The 18,276-nt window shown below is 55.3% G+C and carries 22 protein-coding genes; all 22 read left to right on the plus strand.

Annotated features, from left to right (window positions below; translation table 11 throughout):
• Nucleotides 1-368, plus strand: a 368-nt coding sequence (locus tag HYT79_05815; GenBank protein MBI2070100.1) for a glycosyltransferase family 4 protein, incomplete at its 5' end; no start/stop codon positions are given.
• Complete coding sequence (gene lpxK, locus HYT79_05820) at nt 349-1,008, plus strand: tetraacyldisaccharide 4'-kinase (GenBank protein ID MBI2070101.1); 660 nt, start codon at nt 349-351, stop codon at nt 1,006-1,008. The genes HYT79_05815 and lpxK, both read left to right, overlap by 20 nt.
• Before the next feature lie 8 nt (nt 1,009-1,016).
• On the plus strand, nt 1,017-1,184 hold the full coding sequence (locus HYT79_05825; protein ID MBI2070102.1) for a hypothetical protein: 168 nt from the start codon (nt 1,017-1,019) through the stop codon (nt 1,182-1,184).
• Nucleotides 1,165-2,103, plus strand: a complete 939-nt coding sequence (locus HYT79_05830; GenBank protein MBI2070103.1) for a hypothetical protein — start codon at nt 1,165-1,167, stop codon at nt 2,101-2,103. Before HYT79_05825 ends, HYT79_05830 begins: the two co-directional genes overlap by 20 nt.
• Entirely contained in the window at nt 2,066-3,346 is a 1,281-nt protein-coding gene (locus HYT79_05835; protein MBI2070104.1) for an O-antigen ligase family protein, read from the plus strand. The genes HYT79_05830 and HYT79_05835 overlap by 38 nt, the downstream gene beginning before the upstream one ends.
• 17 nt (nt 3,347-3,363) lie before the next feature.
• Nucleotides 3,364-3,948 (plus strand): HAD family hydrolase, encoded by a 585-nt coding sequence (locus HYT79_05840; GenBank protein ID MBI2070105.1) that lies wholly within the window; start codon nt 3,364-3,366, stop codon nt 3,946-3,948.
• The gene (locus HYT79_05845) at nt 3,945-4,583 is read left to right on the plus strand and encodes an isoprenylcysteine carboxylmethyltransferase family protein (GenBank protein ID MBI2070106.1); all 639 of its coding nucleotides are present in this window, start codon (nt 3,945-3,947) and stop codon (nt 4,581-4,583) included. The genes HYT79_05840 and HYT79_05845 overlap by 4 nt, the downstream gene beginning before the upstream one ends.
• Before the next feature lie 23 nt (nt 4,584-4,606).
• On the plus strand, nt 4,607-5,479 hold the full coding sequence (locus tag HYT79_05850) for a DUF3108 domain-containing protein (protein MBI2070107.1): 873 nt from the start codon (nt 4,607-4,609) through the stop codon (nt 5,477-5,479).
• A gap of 47 nt (nt 5,480-5,526) precedes the next feature.
• Entirely contained in the window at nt 5,527-5,706 is a 180-nt protein-coding gene (locus HYT79_05855) for a hypothetical protein (GenBank protein ID MBI2070108.1), read from the plus strand.
• Nucleotides 5,707-5,886: 180 nt separating this feature from the next.
• Nucleotides 5,887-6,876 carry an SAM-dependent methyltransferase gene (locus HYT79_05860; GenBank protein ID MBI2070109.1) on the plus strand — a complete coding sequence of 330 codons (990 nt, stop codon included), beginning with the start codon at nt 5,887-5,889 and terminating at the stop codon, nt 6,874-6,876.
• A gap of 41 nt (nt 6,877-6,917) precedes the next feature.
• Complete coding sequence (locus HYT79_05865) at nt 6,918-7,277, plus strand: NADH-quinone oxidoreductase subunit A (GenBank protein MBI2070110.1); 360 nt, start codon at nt 6,918-6,920, stop codon at nt 7,275-7,277.
• A gap of 7 nt (nt 7,278-7,284) precedes the next feature.
• Entirely contained in the window at nt 7,285-7,809 is a 525-nt protein-coding gene (locus HYT79_05870; protein ID MBI2070111.1) for an NADH-quinone oxidoreductase subunit B, read from the plus strand.
• A gap of 9 nt (nt 7,810-7,818) precedes the next feature.
• On the plus strand, nt 7,819-8,379 hold the full coding sequence (locus tag HYT79_05875; protein MBI2070112.1) for an NADH-quinone oxidoreductase subunit C: 561 nt from the start codon (nt 7,819-7,821) through the stop codon (nt 8,377-8,379).
• A complete protein-coding gene (locus HYT79_05880) occupies nt 8,372-9,505 on the plus strand; it encodes an NADH-quinone oxidoreductase subunit D (GenBank protein MBI2070113.1) in 1,134 nt (377 codons plus the stop codon). Before HYT79_05875 ends, HYT79_05880 begins: the two co-directional genes overlap by 8 nt.
• 329 nt (nt 9,506-9,834) lie before the next feature.
• Nucleotides 9,835-10,845 (plus strand): NADH-quinone oxidoreductase subunit NuoH, encoded by a 1,011-nt coding sequence (nuoH, locus tag HYT79_05885; GenBank protein ID MBI2070114.1) that lies wholly within the window; start codon nt 9,835-9,837, stop codon nt 10,843-10,845.
• Nucleotides 10,845-11,360: an NADH-quinone oxidoreductase subunit I gene (locus HYT79_05890; GenBank protein MBI2070115.1), complete on the plus strand. Its 516-nt coding sequence runs from the start codon at nt 10,845-10,847 to the stop codon at nt 11,358-11,360. The genes nuoH and HYT79_05890 overlap by 1 nt, the downstream gene beginning before the upstream one ends.
• On the plus strand, nt 11,357-11,962 hold the full coding sequence (locus HYT79_05895; GenBank protein MBI2070116.1) for an NADH-quinone oxidoreductase subunit J: 606 nt from the start codon (nt 11,357-11,359) through the stop codon (nt 11,960-11,962). The genes HYT79_05890 and HYT79_05895 overlap by 4 nt, the downstream gene beginning before the upstream one ends.
• Nucleotides 11,962-12,267, plus strand: coding sequence for an NADH-quinone oxidoreductase subunit NuoK (gene nuoK, locus HYT79_05900; GenBank protein ID MBI2070117.1), 306 nt, complete (start codon nt 11,962-11,964; stop codon nt 12,265-12,267). The genes HYT79_05895 and nuoK overlap by 1 nt, the downstream gene beginning before the upstream one ends.
• 2 nt (nt 12,268-12,269) lie before the next feature.
• Nucleotides 12,270-14,207, plus strand: a complete 1,938-nt coding sequence (gene nuoL / locus HYT79_05905) for an NADH-quinone oxidoreductase subunit L (protein MBI2070118.1) — start codon at nt 12,270-12,272, stop codon at nt 14,205-14,207.
• Nucleotides 14,208-14,219: 12 nt separating this feature from the next.
• Complete coding sequence (locus HYT79_05910; GenBank protein MBI2070119.1) at nt 14,220-15,695, plus strand: NADH-quinone oxidoreductase subunit M; 1,476 nt, start codon at nt 14,220-14,222, stop codon at nt 15,693-15,695.
• Nucleotides 15,696-15,700: 5 nt separating this feature from the next.
• On the plus strand, nt 15,701-17,119 hold the full coding sequence (locus tag HYT79_05915) for an NADH-quinone oxidoreductase subunit N (GenBank protein MBI2070120.1): 1,419 nt from the start codon (nt 15,701-15,703) through the stop codon (nt 17,117-17,119).
• Nucleotides 17,120-17,128: 9 nt separating this feature from the next.
• Nucleotides 17,129-18,274: an NAD-dependent epimerase/dehydratase family protein gene (locus HYT79_05920; GenBank protein ID MBI2070121.1), complete on the plus strand. Its 1,146-nt coding sequence runs from the start codon at nt 17,129-17,131 to the stop codon at nt 18,272-18,274.
• The last annotated feature ends 2 nt before the right edge of the window (nt 18,275-18,276 follow it).

Genomic DNA, 18,276 nt, shown 5'->3' on the forward strand with positions numbered 1-18,276 from the left:
GGCGCGTTGATGTCGAGGAGATTCTCAGCGTCAGCAAAGTTTTGGTTTGCCCTTCGCTCAAAGGCGAGGGTTCATCCGGCGCGATCAGGGAAGCCTTCGCCATGAACATCCCGGTCATTGCCAGCGACATCGACGCCAATCGGGAACTGGTTTCTACCGAGCGCGGCTGGCTTTTTAAAAACGGCGATGCGGCGGATTTGGCCCGGGTTGTCGAGTCATTTCTACGGGCTGACCCGCAGGAGATCAAGTCCAAAACCGATTCAGCCCATCAATTCGTTCACGAACATTTTTCAGTCAAGGCCATGGTCGAAGGCACGCTTCATATTTACCGGGAAGCCGTGGGTTCGCATGCGCCAAGCCTGGTTTAAATTAAGCGGCTCGGTCGCGGGCCGGGCGTTGCTTTGGCTGTTGAGCCTGTTGTACGGGGCGGCCTGCGCGATCCGCCAAATCTGGATTTCTTGTTTCCCGCATGAGCGCAGCGTGCCTTACCCGGTGATCAGCGTGGGCAATATGACGGCCGGGGGCACGGGCAAAACCACGTTGACCCTTTATTTGGTCCAAGAGTTGATGGCGCGCGGGTATCGGGCGGTGGTGCTCACGCGCGGCTACAAAGGCGGCGACGAGGCCCGCCTGCTTGAAGAAAAAATCGGAACTCATGGGGAATTTAAGGTTTTGGTCGGAAGGAATCGCTATGAGACAGCCAGGGATTATCTGGATTCAAAATTTAAAATTTCAGATTCAAAATTAATTTTCATCATGGACGACGGGCATCAGCATACCGCCTTGAAGAAAGATTTGAGTCTGGTCTTGATCGATGCCTCGAACCCCGAAGCCTTGCGTGGTTTGCTGCCCTACGGCTGGCTGCGCGAACCCTTGGTTTGGGGCTTGAAACGCGCGGATGCCGTCATTATTACGCACGCGGATGCGGTCAAGCGGGAGGATTTAGACCGATTGTCAGCCCGGGTTCATCAAGCGCAGCCGGGCCTGGCGGTTTTTTACGCACGGTAGGCTGCGCCATGGTCGTGACCACGGCTAAAGACGCGGTGCGCTGTCCTGTGAATACCGGGCGCCGGTCTTTATCCTGGCACAGCCTCGACATCCGTTGGGCCTTCGAGGGGAAGACGGACGAATTTTGGCGCCTCCTTCAAGATAGAATAGACAGGAATGTCCATGCGCACGCTTAAGTATTTTTTCGAGTTTGTTTTGGTCAGGACGCTGACAGGCTTATTTGGCTTGTTGTCCTGGAAAAATATCGAGTCATTGAGCAGGCTCTTAGCCCCTTTGATTTGTTTTGCCGTTGCGAGCCGCCGTCGTTTGGTTCTGGCCAACTTGAAACTTGCCTTTCCTGAGTTGGGCCAAGAACGGCGTGACGAGATCGCCCGGGAGTTTTGGCGCCGGGTGACATTGACCACTTTTGAGTGGCTGAGAATTTCGGTCCTCAGCAAGGAGCAGCTTGAAAGCTGCGCCGTTTTTGAAAACCCTGAAGTTTTAGACGTTGCCCTTCGGGAGGGCCGGGGCGTTCTCTTGCATAGCGCGCATCTGGGCAATTGGGAGTTGGGGGCTCTAAGAATTTCAGCCGCTTACCCCGTAGCCGCCGTTGTCCGAGTCCAAAAAAATCCTTTTTTGGACCGTTGGCACAACAATAATCGCCGCCGTTTCGGCATGCACCTGCTCACGCATCATCAGGCGATCAAAGAGACGCAGGAGTGGCTTAAAAATCGCGGCTGCGTGGGCATACTGATGGATCAAAACCTTTACAAGGGGGGAGTTTTTGTTGATTTCTTCGGCATCCCAGCGGCCACAACCACCTTGACGGCCCTTCTTCACCTGAGAACGGCAAGCCCAATCGTCGGCGTGCATGTCCGCCGGGAAGGGTTGAGGCAAATCTTGCGTTTTGAGCGGCTCCAAGCCACGGCGCAGGAGTTCCCTCAAAGCAAAACCGAGCGCGCCCATGAGCTAACCCGCCGATTGACGGCCCAAATCGAGTCCTGGGTTCGGGCTCATCCGGAGGATTGGCTCTGGGGCCATAATCGCTGGAAGCGCCGGCATGAAGCGGCGGCCATCAATGCCGGATCGAAGAATTTGGCGGCCCATGAAGTTTAAATTGACCCCCAATCATTTGCTCATCGCCGGTTCATTCTTATTCGCGTTGACCATGGCTCCATCCATCTCTCTGGGGTATATCTCGGCCGGCATTTTGGGCATTGGTTTTGTTTGGTGGTGCGTCGCGAATCGCTGGCATCCGCGACGCGAAGATTTGCCTCTGCATATTTTTTTCGGGTTTTATGTTTTGTGGGGCCTGGTCTCCAGCCTGTTCGGCGAGGGCGTTGCCCGAAGCCTCAATTATTGGAGGGCTGATTTTCTATGCCTGATTTTTTGGCTGCTTTACAATACCTTTCGCATCGAGCCCAAGGCCCGGTATTGGGCGTTGATCGGTTTTACGGCGAGCATCGCTTTTTTGGCGGCCAGCGGATTCGCCCAGATGGCTATTTACGAATGGTTCCCCGGGGTCAATGACTGGCTTAAGAATTCATCCCAGCGATGGATCAGAAAATTAGCCCTGATGCCCGAGCAAGGACGGCGCATCCACTCAACCATGCACACGCTTACCTATGCCGAAACCTTGGCGCTGGGCGGTTTGTTTTTAGTCGGCGCCTGGCGTTCCCGGCGGCTGTTGGGCGTGGGCCTGGGGATCGCGGCCTTGGCGGCTGTTTTAGTTTCCGAGTCGCGCGGGCCCACGATGAGCTTTTTCGTGGGCCTGTTGGCGATTGCCGCCGGTTATATGACGTTCTCCAAGAAAGTCGCTTGGCGCATCCTGCTTCCCTTCGCCATTCCCTGCCTGCTGCTGTTTTTATCTCCGTCGGTTTGGGGCCGCCTCAAATCCACGTTTAATCCGGACAGCAATCAAGACCGGATCATCATGTGGAAAGTCGCGCTGCGCGTTTTGGAGGATCATCCGGTCGCAGGCGTGGGCATCGCGCATATCCGCACCGTGTGGCCGGATTATTTCCATCAGGAATGGAAAGAGCATTTTCCGCATCGGCAGGAAATCTGGTCCGACGTTCACAGCTTGTATTTGCAGCAGGCCGGAGAACGCGGCTGGCCGGGACTCATCGTTTTGCTGGCCTTGTTCGCGGCGTTGATCGTTTCGGCCGCCGTTCATTTAAGCAAAGACGCCGACCGGCGGGATCTCCATATCGCAACCTTGGCCGCGATGACGGCTTTTTTGGTCATGAATATTACGGAGAGCGCTTTCCAAGACACGGAAATCGTTTTTACGCTGTACTTGATCCTGGCCTTTGCTTGGTCGGCGGCCGCCCGCCGGCCTGATCCGGCGATTCGTTAGGGTCTGACCTTTAATCAATGCCTCGTACTAAAAAAGCCGGCGGTTCAAGAGCCGTATTCCTGGATCGCGACGGCACCATCATCCGCGAAGCCCACTACCTGACCGATCCCGCAGGTGTTAAGCTCTATAATGGAGCGGGCCTTGCCTTGCGCCGGCTCAAAAAGCGAGGATTTAAATTGGTGATTGTTTCCAATCAATCTGGAATCGGGAGGGGCTGGGTGTCCTTGGATGTCGTTCATGAGATCAATAAGACAATGAGCCGGCTTCTGCATCGCACGGGCGCGGTGCGCCTTGACGGCGTTTATTTTTGCCCGCATGCCCCTTGGCAGCGATGCTCCTGCCGAAAACCAAAAACCATGCTTATTCAGCGGGCCAGGCGCGAATTGAATCTCAATCCTCGCCGTTCCTATATGATCGGAGACAAGGCCGTGGACATGGAATTGGCGAATCGTTCGGGCATGACCGGCGTGTTTGTCTTGACCGGGCATGGGCGCGGGGAGCGTCCCTCCCTCGGGCGCCATCAAGCCGCGCGCCCTGCTCATATCGCGCGCGATTTGGCGAGCGCCGCCCGGTGGATTATTCGCAGAGAGGCCGCCCGGTGAACGAGCAAATCCGCAACCCGGATATGGATAACAAGTCGGCGACGTTTCTGGAGCGCTTGAGCCGGTGGGCCGTTCCCCGGCGCATCACCTTAAACCGCGCGGTTCTGTTCGTCGTTTTAGTCGTGCTGACCCACCCGCGCAACCGGATTTTTTTCGCCGCCGGGCTGGCGCTGGCGTTGGCCGGGGCCGTGCTGAGGATTTGGGCCCGGGTGACGCCGCCCGATCGCCCGGGCGGGTTGGTCATGAAGGGTCCCTATCAATTGGTGCGTCACCCCATGTATTTGGGGACGGCTTTGCAAGCCGCCGGCATGTGGGTCGCCTGTTTCGGTTTTCGCAATTTTGTTTCGTTCGCGATGCTTGGGCTGATTTTGGGCGGGTATATGCTCTTCGTTTATAAACAGGCTATTTTACTTGAGGAAGAGGAGATGATGAGTCAATGGGCCGGAGAATGGGAGCATTACGCGTCGCGCACGCCGGTTTTTCTGCCGGGAAAAGAAGCGGTAAAGCAGCTTCGATGGTCGTCGGTGGGTCCGCTTGATTTCCGGCGTTTGGAAAAATTTAAAGAATGGAAAAATTTTCTCGCTTGCCTGGGCATCTTCGCGTTCTTGTGGTTCAAGCTGGTTTACCGGCTTTAGGCAGCCTTAGCCAACGAGGGGCTATGAGACTCCTGCTTTGGCTTGGGGCGCCGGCTCTTCTGTTGAGCGGATTCCCGCTTTTCGCTTTGGAACCCGGAACCACCGGACAAGCGAATGCGCCTTCGCCTGAGTCCTCGGCTTTGGCTGAAACGGCCCGGGCCATCGGTTTGGGCCGCGAAGAATACATCTATTCCGTTCATTGGGGAGTTATTAAGGTGGGCCGCTCCACCCTAGGCTCTCCGGCCGTGGTTGAGAGAAGCAGCCGCACGGCCTACCATCTTCTTTCATCGGCTAGGACGCTTCCGTTCTTCGACACTTTTTATAAAGTGCGCGATAGAAATGAAGCCTGGCTCGACGTCGCCACGTTCCAATCCCTCGGTTTCGGCAAATACCTGCGCGAAGGGCGCTTCCGCCGCCATGAAATTGTGGATTTCGATCATGAGGCAGGCCGGTTCACGGCCTTAGTCAAGAAGAAAGACGGCACGGAAATCACGGAGCAGGGCTCGATCAAGCCAGGAGCCTACGACGTCATGTCCGCCCTTTATTGGATTCGCACGCAGGATTTGGTCCCGGGGAAAGAGTTCTCCGTGGACGTCAACACCAGAAAAGATTGGCCTCTGAAGGTGCGCGTCCTTAAACGAGAGAAAGTGCGCACCCCAGCCGGGGAATTCGATTGTTTGGTGGTCGAGCCCATGCTGCGCGACGAGGGCATTTTCATCCAAAAAGGGAAGTCCATGCGTATTTGGTTTACCAATGACGCGCGAAAAATTCCCGTCCAAGTCAAAGCCGAAGTTTTTATCGGATCGGTCAGGGCCGAGCTGGAAGAAATCGTTTATGCCGACCCCTCGCGCACGGCCGTGGGTTTAAGGAGCGACTTCACAGACACGCCGGAATAATGGAATAATGCGTCTTAATCGTTTAAAATTGATATTGGAGGAATGATATGGCCGATACTCTTGTTGTCGTGAGCAAAATTAAGAAAATGGTTAAAGAGGCGGGTTACCGCACGGGCGGAGATTATATCGACGGCTTGTCCAAAAAAGTCGAGGCCATCATCCGCGAATCATTGACCAAAGTTCAGACCGACGGATCGCGTAAAACATTAGGCGCCGAAGACCTGTAAAAACAGGTTTAATTAATTTTTAGAGAACCCGCCCCAAAACGGCTGGTTCTCCATATCGGCAGGATCGCCTGTTTGACTGCAGGGGTCCCGCCTCTACCGGTGCAGTTCCGCCTCAGGCGGCCCGGCGTACCCGAAGCTCTGCGAAGGGTGCAAGGTCAGCCTTTTCGTCTTTCAACAGCCATGATATTCAAAGATTGGATGGAGCATGCCCTCTACGATAAAAACAGCGGCTACTACAGCCGGCGCCTGAGCTCGCTGCCGGATTATGTGACCGCCCCCAACTTTGGGCCATATTTGGGTCAGGGTTTAGCCAGGGAATTGATGCGCGAATGGCCGGATTTGTTGAACGATTGGCGCGGCCCCCTGACGTTGGTTGAGGCGGGCTGCGGTTCCGAAGCCCAATTAAGCCGCGCGATCATCGAAACCTTGCGCGTCGAAGACCCCGTCTTATACGAGCGCCTCCAGGTCATTTTGGTCGATCGCAGCGTGGCGCGGCTGAGCGCGGCTTTTGAGCGCCTGTCGCGTTTGTTCCCGGGCAAAGTATTCGCTTGCCCGGATATTAATCAAATCGCCAAAATGCACGGAGCCGTCGTTTCCAACGAACTGATCGACGCTTTTCCGGTCTGGCTGATCCGCCGCCGTCAAGCCGAACGCGTGGAAGAGGGCCATGTCAGCGGCGATCCCGAGCGTTTATCCTGGAGAAACTGCGAGGATCCGGTGCGCGTGTCGTTCGGCCTCGACCTGCCGAACAACGTCCCCTATGCCTTGAATATGGACGCCCTGCGCTACCTTGAATCCGCTTGGAATGTCATGGAGGGCGGCTTTCTGATCACCATTGATTTCGGCGATTGCCGTCCCGACGTTTTTCAGCGCGTTCCCGTCAAGGCGTTCGCCGACAAAAGGGTGAAGTACCCGGATTTCGGCCGCCCCGGGTCCGAGGACTTGACGAGTCCGGTGGATTTTTCCTTGTTGTTGGAGTGGGGCCATCGGCTGGGTTTTGAGTCCACGTCTTATGAAACCTTGGGGAGTTTTTTGATCCGCAACGGCATCGGCGCGGGGGTCAAGGCCGGCATGGATCGAGGGGCCGTCGAGGATAATCTTAAGATCAAGTCCCTGATCCATCCCTATGGATTTGGCGAAGATTTTAAAGTTTTGCTACAAAGCAAATAGACGCGTCAAAATTAAACGAGTAAAATGGAAGCCCAATAAATATGATCGAAATGGCTAACATCGGCATCTTCGCGGTGCTGGCCGTTATTTTTGCCACGGTCACCTTATCCGCCGCCTGGCTGCTTCGAGCCAGGGCGCGCGTCCAGGAAGAGCGCAAAATGATGCCTTACGAGTGCGGCATTTTGCCTTCCGGCGGAACCGATATCCGCATCCACCTGCGTTTTTATACCTTTGCTTTGCTGTTCGTGCTGTTCGACGTTGAAACCCTGTATATTTTTCCCTGGGCCGTGAAAGCCAAAGAAGCCGGCGCCGCCGGATTATTGGCCATCGGCATTTTCGCGGGCATGCTGTTGTTGGGCCTTTTCTACGCCTGGCGCAAGGGGGCCTTGGAGTGGGAGTAAGAATTTAATGGCCGTGCGAATCGAGCGCATCCCCGGCGGGGAATTCGCCCTGACCACGGCGGATTTTTTCATCAACTGGGCCCGCGAGTCTTCCTTGTGGCCCCTGACGTTCGGACTGGCCTGCTGCGCCATTGAAATGATGGGCGCTTACGCGAGCCGCTTTGATTTCGACCGCTTCGGCGTCATCCCCAGGCCCAGCCCGCGCCAGGCGGACGTCATGATCATCGCCGGCACCGTGGTCAAGAAAATGGCCGATCCCATCGTCACGATTTATCAGCAGATGCCCGAGCCCAAGTTCGTCATTTCCATGGGCTCCTGCGCCAATTGCGGCGGACCGTATTACGACAGTTATTCCGTGGTCAAGGGCGTGGATAAAATCATCCCGGTGGATATTTACATTGCCGGCTGCCCGCCTCGTCCTGAGGCGCTTCAGTTTGCGGTGACCAAGCTTCAAGAGAGAATCAAGAAAATGCACCCGACGCGCATGGGCATGGCCAGAGAACCTCAGGAAAAGGGCTCACGGGTCTGGTAGCTTATGGCCTTGTCTGATATTCTGGCCAAAGTCAAACAGCGGTTCCCCTCAGTTGCCTTAATCGAACCATCGCCCGTTTACGATATCGCTTCGCTTAAGGTTGCGCCGGGCGATTATTTATCCCTGATGCGTTTCCTGAAAGAGGATATGGATTTCGAATACCTGGATTTTTTGACGGCCGTTGACTGGAAGGGCGCGGTGGATGTCAGGGGTTATATCACGGACCCCAACCCCAATCCGTTTTTGCCCGAGGGAGCCACTCCCGAGATTGCGGTGGAAACAAACCCCAAATTTCCCTATCGCGACGTCATTGAACTGGTCGTCATCCTCAGCAACTGGAAAATCCCGGCCAAGCTTTGCGTGCGCGCGGAACTGTCCCGGTCGGAGCCAAAAATTTCTTCGCTCTCCGGCTTTTGGAAGGGCGCCGATTGGCAGGAGAGGGAAACGTTCGATTTGCTGGGCGTTCATTTCGAAGGCCATCACAATTTGACCAAGATTTTAACGCCTGATTTCACTCAAGGGCATCCCTTGAGAAAAGATTACGTCCACGTGAAGGACAAATATGACTAGTTCGGCCGCGACGCTCGCTCCCTCCGCGCTAAAAACCGACCAGATGTTCATCAATCTGGGGCCGCAGCACCCTAGCACGCACGGCGTTTTGCGTTTGGGCCTGACCCTGGACGGGGAAATCATCGTCAAAGCCGAGCCGGATGTCGGCTATCTGCACCGGGGCACGGAAAAGCTTTCGGAGGTGCGCGGTTATCATCATTGCGTCGTGATGACGGACCGGTGGGATTATGTGTCCGCCATGCCCAATAATTTGGTTTTTTGTTTGGCCGTGGAGAAGCTGCTGAAAATCGAAATTCCGGCGCGTGCCCAATACTTGAGGGTCTTGATGTGCGAGATGAACCGCATCGCTTCCCACCTGCTGTTTTTGGGCACTTACGGCATCGATATCGGCGCCTTCACCCCGTTTTTGCACGCCTTCAGGGAGCGCGAGATGGTCTTGGACCTTTTTGAAATGGTTTCCGGGGCCCGGATGACGTACAACTACATCAGGATCGGCGGCGTGATGATGGACTTGCCGCAGGGCTGGACGGACAAATGCGCGGAGTTCCTTAAATATTTCAAAGGAAAATTGAAGGAATACGATGATTTGCTGACCTTCAATCCGATTTTTATGGACCGCACGAAAACCGTGGGCCTGATTTCCAAAGAGCAGGCCGTCAACTGGGCTTTGTCCGGTCCCAATTTAAGGGGCAGCGGCGTGGCCTATGACGCGCGCAAAATGTTTCCTTACTGCGTGTACGACAAAATGGATTTTCAGATTTGCGTCGGTGAAACCGGTTCCTGCTGGGACCGCTATTTCGTGCGCATACGGGAAATGGCCGAATCCGTGAAAATCTCGGAGCAATGTTTAAGGGAGATGCCCGCCGGCGATGTCATGGCCAAGGGCGTCGCCAAAATTCCCAAACCCATGCCCGGTGAAGCCTACGCCCATGTCGAGGGTTCGCGCGGCGATCTAGGCATTTATTTGGTGTCTGACGGCGGGGCGTCGCCTTTTCGTATGCATGTGCGCGCGCCGTCCTTTATTAATTTGGCTATTTTGCAGGAGGCCTTGGTCGGGCTCAAGGTTTCGGATATGATCGCTGTTTTGGGTTCGACGGATATTGTTTTAGGCGAGGTGGACCGTTAATGGCTGAAGCAGCGGCGCCCGTGCCCGCCCCGGCTCCGGCTCCAAAGCCGCCGGTCCCCAACGTCACGGCGCCTGAAAAAGCGGTTCCGGAATCCGTCCGACAGTTTTACCGCAAACATTCTCACGATTCTCTGCTTCATGACAACCGGCTTTGGCCCACGGATGTTTGGGCGAACCCTTGGGCGTCGCAGAGTTTTCGCAGGGGAGCCTTTGTTTTAACCGTTTTGGTTTTGGGTCTGCTGGGCATCAGCGTGGCCTTGAAAGAAATCGGCGTGCCGATGGCGGCCCTTCATGAGAATTTTCATCGTTTGGCTGAAACCAAGTTGCCCATGGTTCCGGCTTGGACCGCGGAGGGCGTTTGGATTTTGGCCAAGGCCCTGGTCGTCCTTCACATTATTCTTTTCAACGGGCTTTTTTTGGTGTGGTGGGAACGTAAAATCTCGGCGCATATTCAATCGCGCCTGGGCCCGATTTTCGTGGGCGGCTGGCACGGCTGGCTTCAGACAGCCGCCGACGGCCTCAAGCTGCTGTTGAAGGAAGACGCGGCGCCTACGGAGAGGGACTCTTTTATTCATACCTTGGCCCCGGCCTTGGTTTTTGTCCCTGTTTTATTGTGCTTCGCGCCGGTGCCTTTCGGCCGTGACCTGGAGGCCGCTGATATTAATGTCGGCGTCATGTATGTTTTCGCCTGCGCCGGCGTATCGGTTCTAGGCGTTGTGCTGGCCGGTTGGGCCAGCGCCAATAAATATTCGATTTTGGGCGGTTTGCGTTCCGCGGCCCAATTCGTTTCTTATGAATTGCCGAGGGCTTTCAGCATCGTGCCCCTGGTCGCGATCGCCGGGAGTTTGTCCTTGACCGATATCGTGACCGCCCAGGAGGGTTATTGGCTGGGGATTCTTCCTAAATGGTTCATTTTTTATCCCGTGGTCGGCCAGGTGTCGTTCATTATTTTTTTGATCGCAAGCGTGGCTGAAACCAATCGCGTGCCCTTCGACATCGCCGAAGCGGAATCCGAACTGGTGGCCGGCTTCCATACCGAATATTCGGGCATGAAATTTTCCCTGTTTTTCTTGACTGAATACGCCTACGTTTTTTTGGCCAGCGCCCTCATGGCCACGTTTTTTTTGGGCGGCGGCGCGCCGTTGTTTCCGTTCCTTGATTTCATCCCCTCATGGGCCTGGTTTGTGGGAAAAACGTTGTTTTTTGTGTTTTGCTTTCTATGGTTTCGCTGGACATTCCCCCGCTTTCGCATCGACCGGTTGATGGATTTCAATTGGAAATTCCTTCTGCCCTGGAGTTTCGCTAATTTGCTTTTTGTCGTGCCGTACCTTTACCTCTGATGACAAACGGATATTTTCAAACCATTTATCAAGGATTCGCGGGAACCATCAAGGGCTTGATCGTTACGTTCAAGCATATGATCAAACCCTCAATCACGGTCAATTACCCGTTAGCTAAATTGAAGCCCTATGAGCGTTTTCGCGGCGCGCTGTTGTTCGACGCGGTCACCTGCATCGGCTGCAATTTGTGCGTCAAAGCCTGCCCTTCGAAATGCATCGGGCTTGAAAATCAAAAGTCGCCGGAAGGCAAAACCTTGAAGGGCGTCAATTGGTATTACATCGATTTCGGCAAATGCAATTTTTGCCGTTTATGCGAGGAGTCATGCCCCACGAAGCCCAAATCCGTTTGGCATTCATTGGACTATGAAACCGTTTTTTTCAGCCGCCAGGAAATGACGCGCTGTTGGAAGCCCGGCGATCCCTGGATCGGGACGTACTGGGAGCCCGGAGAAAAGACCTATAAACTGCCCGCGGGCGGACAGATTCCGATCGAGGAAATACCCTCCAGGAGATGATGAATTTGATGCTTGAGCAGGCGATTTTCACGGCGCTGGCGGCCATGACCGTGATTTGCGCGCTGGGCGTGGTGTTGGTCAGGAATGTGGTTCATGGCACGCTGTTGCTGGGCCTGTGCCTGACCATGGTGGGCGGGCTTTATGCGCTTTTGGGCGCGGATTTTATTTTTGCGGCCCAGATTTTAATTTACGTCGGCGCCATCGCTATTTTATTTCTGTTCGTCGTTCTCTTGTCCGGTCGCAAGGCCGAGATTACGGACCGGCCGTTTAACCGCACGGCCGCCGCCGGAGCATTGAGCGGCGCCATCGCCCTCATGATTTTAGCCGGCGTCATCGTTCAGTCGCGAGAGGCTTTGCGCGCGTTCGCGGGAGAATCGACATTCGTCCCGACGACGCCGGCCATCGGCGAAACCCTCCTGGGGCCATACGCGCCGGGCATGGAAATTTTGGGCTTGGTTCTATTGATCGCTTTAGTCGGGGCCGTGCTGTTGTCCAAAGGCCTGGAAGAGCCGCCGCATAACGGCTTTAAGAAGGCTCAAAGCCACGTCCGTCCTTCGGACGGCCGTTCATTGCGTCCGAAGCGCGAGGAGGCGGCGGTTTAATGGAACTTTCCGCTTATCTTCTTGTGTCCGCGCTGTTGTTCGCCATCGGCGTTTTCGGCGCCGTGGCCAGGAGAAACATCATCAGCGTGCTGATGGCCGTCGAACTGATGTTCAACGCCGCCAATTTGAACTTGGTCGCGGCCAACCGTCTGCTTTATCCGGGCGCGACCGTGGGCCAGGTCATGGCGATTTTCTCCATCACCATCGCCGCGGCCGAGGCTGTGGTGGGTTTGGCGTTGGTTTTGGCCATTTACAGAAAATTCGACAATGTGTTCGTCGAGAAATTTGACCTATTGAAAGGATAGCGATGTTGATTGAATATTCGCCGCTGATTTTCTTCCTGCCGCTGTTGGCTTTTCCGGTGATCCTGGCTTTGGGCCGATGGCTGCCGGCGAAAGGCGCTTCGCTGGGCATCGCGGTGATGAGCGCGTGTTTCGCCTTGAGCGCGGCTCTCTTCGGCGGCGCGTTGTCGGGATCGATCACTTTGCCTTATCGCCAAAGCGTGACCTGGTTTAATTTCGGCATGTATGACGTGACCATGGGCGTGATGGTCGACGGCCTGACGATCGTTATGCTGGCCGTGGTGACGCTGGTGTCTTTGCTGGTTCAGATTTATTCCTGGAGTTATATGCACGGCGACCCGCGCATTAAGCGTTTTTACGCGTTTTTATCTTTGTTTACGGCTTCGATGCTGGGTCTGGTCTTGGCCGACAACTTGGTCGTGCTTTTTGCCTGTTGGGAACTGGTCGGCCTATGCTCCTATTTTTTGATCGGTTTTTGGTTCGAGAAGCCGGAGGCCGCCGATGCGGGCCAGAAAGCGTTTTTAACCACCAAGCTCGGCGATTTGGGTTTGGCCTTAGGCCTGTTTTTAATTTTTGCCACAGTGCGCACATTCTCCATCCCCAGCCTGGCGGAGATGGCTCAATCCGGATTTTTTCCCAAGGACATGGCGCTCTGGGCCTCCCTTCTTCTTTTCTGCGGCGCCATCGGCAAATCAGCGCAAGTGCCGCTGTTTATTTGGCTGCCGGACGCCATGGAAGGCCCGACCCCGGTGTCCGCCCTGATCCATGCCGCCACCATGGTGGCGGCCGGCGTGTTTTTGGTCGCGCGCATGTTTTTCCTTTTTGAAATCAATCCCATGGCCCTGCAAGTCGTTGGTTTGTTCGGCGCAATCACCGCGTTTTTGGCCGCATTAATGGGCCTTGTGCCGGAAGACATCAAGCGTGTCTTGGCCTATTCCACGGTTTCTCAATTGGGCTACATGATGGCCGGTTTGGCCGTGGGCGGGCCTCAGGTGGGCATGTTTCATTTCACCACTCATGCCATGTTCAAGGCTTTGCTCTTTTTAGGCGCCGGCTCGGTCATCCATGCCATGCATACCAACGATATTTGGAAAATGGGCGGGCTCTCGGCGAAAATGCCTTTGACGTTTATCACGTTTGCCGTCGCCGTTTTGGCTTTGGCGGGTATTTTCCCCTTAGCCGGTTTCTATTCCAAGGACGAAATTATTCACGCGGCCGTGGCTTCGGGCAATTGGCCGGTGGCCGGACTTTTGTTCGTGACCGCGGGTTTGACCGCCTACTACATGACCCGCGTCTTGGTCGTGGTGTTTTTGAACCCTCCCCATGACCGCGAACGCTACGGCCATGCCCATGAGTCTCCGGCCATCATGTCGATCCCGTTGGTGATTCTAGGCGTTCTTTCCGTGGTTACCGGTTTTCTCCTGCACGGCGATCATGGGTTCGCGCGTTTGGTTCCTTACAAGCTCGAGAACCATCACGTGCATGTTTCCACCATGACCGTGGCCCTGGCGTCATCGGGTGTCGCCGTGGCGGGCATCCTCGGCGCCTGGCTGATTTTCGGCAAGCGTCTGATTGATTACGATCGTTGGCAGAAGCGCCTGTACCCTCTGTGGTATTTTCTTTATCATCGCATGGGCTTCGACGAGTTCTGGCTTTTTTTGGCCGGACTTGGGCAGCGTTTAGCCAAGGCCTTGGCTTGGCTCGACGACAATATTTTGGACAAGGGTCTAGTGGACGGCTGGGGTCTGACCACGACGCTCCTATCGCGTTTGAGCGGCTGGTTTGATGCCGTCGTCGTCGACAATTTGGTTGATTTTTGGGGCTGGCTGACTTCCGGCTTCGGCGGCCTGGTGCGCCGCACGGTTTCCGGATTCGTGCAGAGCTACCTGCTCTATGTGATTTTAGGCGCGAGCCTGATCTTGGCGATGAGGCTCTACTTTTAAGGAGGACTGGATATGCCGCTTCTTTCGATCATCACTTTTTTGCCGCTGCTGGGCGCTTTAATCATTCTTTGCCTTGACAAGAACGACACCAAGGCCGTTCAGCGCACCGGGTTCGTTGCTTCCGGCTTGGCGCTGTTGGCCAGCATCGTGCTGTTGGTTATGTTCGACTCCAGCCGCCCGGACATTCAATTCGTGGAAGAGTTCAGCTGGATTCCCGCTTTAAACGTGCATTATTTTCTGGGCGTGGACGGGCTTTCCATGCCCTTGGTGGTGCTGACCACGCTCTTGACCGTGGTTTCGTTGGTCGCGAGCTTGAGCATCACCAACCGCGTCAAAGAATACTGGTTTTGGTTTTTGGTCCTTGAAACCGGCATGATCGGCGTTTTCGGGGCGCTGGACTTTTTCTTGTTCTATGTTTTCTGGGAAATCACGCTGGTCCCCATGTATTTCTTAATCGGCATTTGGGGCGGGCCGAAAAAAGAGTACGCGGCCGTCAAATTTTTCCTGTACACGCTGTTCGGCTCGGTGTTCATGTTGTTGGCCATCATCGCGTTGTACTTCGCCAGCGAGCCGCATACGTTGAGCATCCTGGAGCTGACCGCGCAGAGGAACCGCTTCATTGAATTGGGTATGACCTTCCAGATGCTGGTGTTCCTGGGCTTTTATCTGGCGTTCGCCATTAAAGTTCCGCTGTTTCCGTTCCATACCTGGCTGCCGTTGGCTCACGTGGAAGCGCCCACCGCGGTATCCGTGATTCTTGCGGGCGTGTTGCTGAAAATGGGCGGCTACGGTTTGCTGCGCGTCAATTTGCCCATGTTCCCGGAAGCGACCAAGGCGGCTTTGCCTTTTTTGGTGGCGATCGCGGTCATTAATATCGTTTACGGGGCTCTTTGCGCCATGGCCCAGAAGGATTTAAAGCGCATGGTGGCTTATTCTTCGATCAATCACATGGGTTACGCCATGCTGGGCATCGTCAGCCTTTCCGCCGCGGGCTTCAATGGCGCGGTGTTTCAATTCGTCACCCACGGCATCATCACCGGGGCGCTCTTCTTGCTCGTCGGCGTCATCTATGATCGCACGCACACCAGGGACATCGACGCCTTCGGCGGTTTGGCCTCGAAACTTCCGGTGTACGCCGGCGTGATGACATTGGCATCCATGGCCTCTTTGGGCCTGCCGGGTTTGGCCGGGTTTATCGGCGAGTTTTTATGCTTTTTAGGCGCGTTCGGTTCCTGGAAAGTGGCCGCCGCCATTTCGGTGACGGGCATTTTAGTGACTGCGGCTTTTTTCCTGACCATGATCAAAAAGGTGTTCCTGGGTCCCTTGAACCAGCAATGGTCCGGTTTGACGGATATGAACACGCGCGAGTTGATTGCGGTGGCGCCGTTGGCTGTGCTGACTATTTTGTTGGGCGTTTACCCGCGTTTGGGCCTTGATTTGATGAATGAGACCATGACCATGCTGGCGAATTTCGTGAGGGGAAGTTAAACGTAATGAATTTGGCCCAATTTTTCGCTCCGGAAATCAGCGTCGCCCTGGCTGCCTTGGGCTTATTGACGCTGGATTTCATGGCCCCCAACCGCCGGTCCTTAATGAACGGCGTGGCGTATGCGGGTTTGTTTTTGGCCGCGCTCTCGGCCCCGTTTGCCTTCAAGAGCCAGCCGGCCTCCGCTTTTTTCGGGCTTGATTCTTTGACCGCCGGCTTCGGCCTCTTGGTGCTTGTGGGAACGCTGGTCGCGGTGGTGATGAGCCAAGAGGATGAGTCTTTGTCGCGCAATTGGGGTTCGTATCTGGGCCTTCTGATGTCCGCGTCCTTGGGCTGCCTGATGTTGTTGAAGTCCCGGGACTTTATTTTTGCGTTCGTGGCCGTTGAATTGATTTCTATTTCATCGTTCATCCTGGTGGCTTTCGAGCGCCGGGAATTGGCCCTCATTGAAGGCGCGCTTAAATATTTTTTGGTCGGGGCCTTTTCTTCGGCCATCGCCCTCTATGGCATCAGCTTGTACTACACGGCCGCGGGAACCACCGAGTTTTCCGCCCTGGGCGCCTTGTCCGCGAACAAGGGAGCGGGCGTCGGCGTTTTAATGACGGCCGGATTGCTGCTTGTTTTTGTTTCTTTCGGGTTTAAAGCCTCGTTGGCGCCGTTTCATTTTTGGGTTCCGGACGCCTATCAATCCGCCCCAACGCCGTTTACCGCTTATCTTTCCGTGGTTCCCAAAGTCGCGACCTTGGGTTTATTGGCTTTGCTGATGACGAGTGATTTCGGCGGCGGTTCCGTGCTCACGGCCGCGGCGTTGGGCCCGACCTTGGGGGTGCTCGCCTGCTTGACCATGACCGTGGGCAATGTTTCGGCCATCGCTCAAAACAATATGAAGCGGCTGTTGGCCTATTCCTCCGTGGCGCAGGCCGGGTATATGCTCATCGGCGTCTTGGCCGCCAGCAAATTGGGCAGCGCCGGGTTGGTGCTTTACGGTTTCGCTTACCTGTTCATGAATCTCGGCGCTTTTGCCTGCGTGCAGTGGATTGAGAAAAGCAGGGGGACGGTCGATATTACCGCCTGCGACGGGTTATCGCTGTCGCGTCTGCCTTTTGCCTTGGCGTTCACCGCTTTTTTGTTATCCTTGGCCGGCATCCCGCCTTTGGTCGGGTTTTTGGCCAAATACGTGGTTTTTGCCAGCGCCCTTGAAGCCCATTGGGTTTGGGTGGCGGTCGTCGGTGTTTTAAATTCAGTCATTAGCGTTTATTATTACTTGAGAATCGCTTACAGGATGTTTTTTATCGAGGAGCCCGGCGGCGCCGAGGCGTTGGACAGCCGTTCGGGTTTGTTGCCCGTGACCATTATTCTTTTGCTCGCCGGCACCGTGCTTCTGGGTCTTTACCCCAAGCCCTTGCTGGCGTTGGTTAATTTTTGAGGAACATCAATGGCTAAACCTTGCGCTTATATCACCGGCGGAGCCGGGTTCATCGGCTTTCACGTGGCCAAGCATTTGCTGGCGAAGCGCTGGCGCGTGGTCGTTCTCGACAATTGCTCCCGTCCCGGAGTCAGCGAACATTTGGCCCTGCTGAAAACTTATAAAGGCCTGGAGGTCGTCGACGGCGATATCCGCCGTTCGGAAGATATCGTCAGGGGTTTTGTGCTGGCCGGCCCCCGCGTGGATTTGGTGCTTCATTTGGCCGCCCACGTGGGCGTCTCGGCGTCGATTAAAAATCCCAGGGATGATTTCGAAATCAATTTAAGGGGGACGTTCGAATTGCTGGAGGCGATTCGCCGCCGGCCCAAGGCCCGGCGTCCGCGTTTGTTTATTTTCGCCTCAACGAACAAGATTTACGGCGATTTGTCCCATTATCAAATCAAATCTTCCGAAACTCGCCACAGCTATGCCAACGGCCGCGAAGGCGTGGCGGAGACCGAGCCTCTTGATTTTCGTTTTCCCTACGCCTGCTCCAAGGGCGCGGCGGATCAATATGTGCGCGATTACCACCGGGTTTACGGCCTGCCCACCATCGTGTTGAGGAATTCCTGTATTTACGGTTCCCATCAATACGGGGTGGAGGATCAAAGCTGGCTGGCGCAATTCGCCATCCGGGCTTATCTGGGCAAATCCATCACCATGCATGGCGATGGGCGGCAGGTCCGCGATTTGCTTTATATCGACGATTTCGTGCGCTTAATCGATTTGATTTGCGAGAACAAACGGGGTCTGGAAGGCCGCGTGTATAACGTGGGCGGCGGAGCCGAGAACACGGTCAGCTTGCTTGAGCTTGTCGCGCTCATCGAGAAGCGACTCAAAAGAAAAATTCAGGTCAAGCACGCCCCGCCTTACCCCGGAGACCAGAAGATTTTCGTTTCGGATCTTTCCAGCCTTAAAAACGAGTTGGGATGGTTCCCCAAGGTTTCTGTTCAAACGGGCCTGGACCGGACGCTTTCCTGGATCGAGACCCATTTGGCGACAATCGAAAAAGCGCTGGGGGAGCGGCCGAAACTCGAAGCCGGAAAACCCAACACCGGGGCCAAGCCGCGGTCCAGACGCAGAACCAAAGGCAAGGCCTCCAAGGCCCGGCGTTGACC

This window comes from Elusimicrobiota bacterium (genome assembly GCA_016180815.1).
Taxonomy (GTDB): Bacteria; Elusimicrobiota; Elusimicrobia; order JACQPE01; family JACQPE01; genus JACPAN01.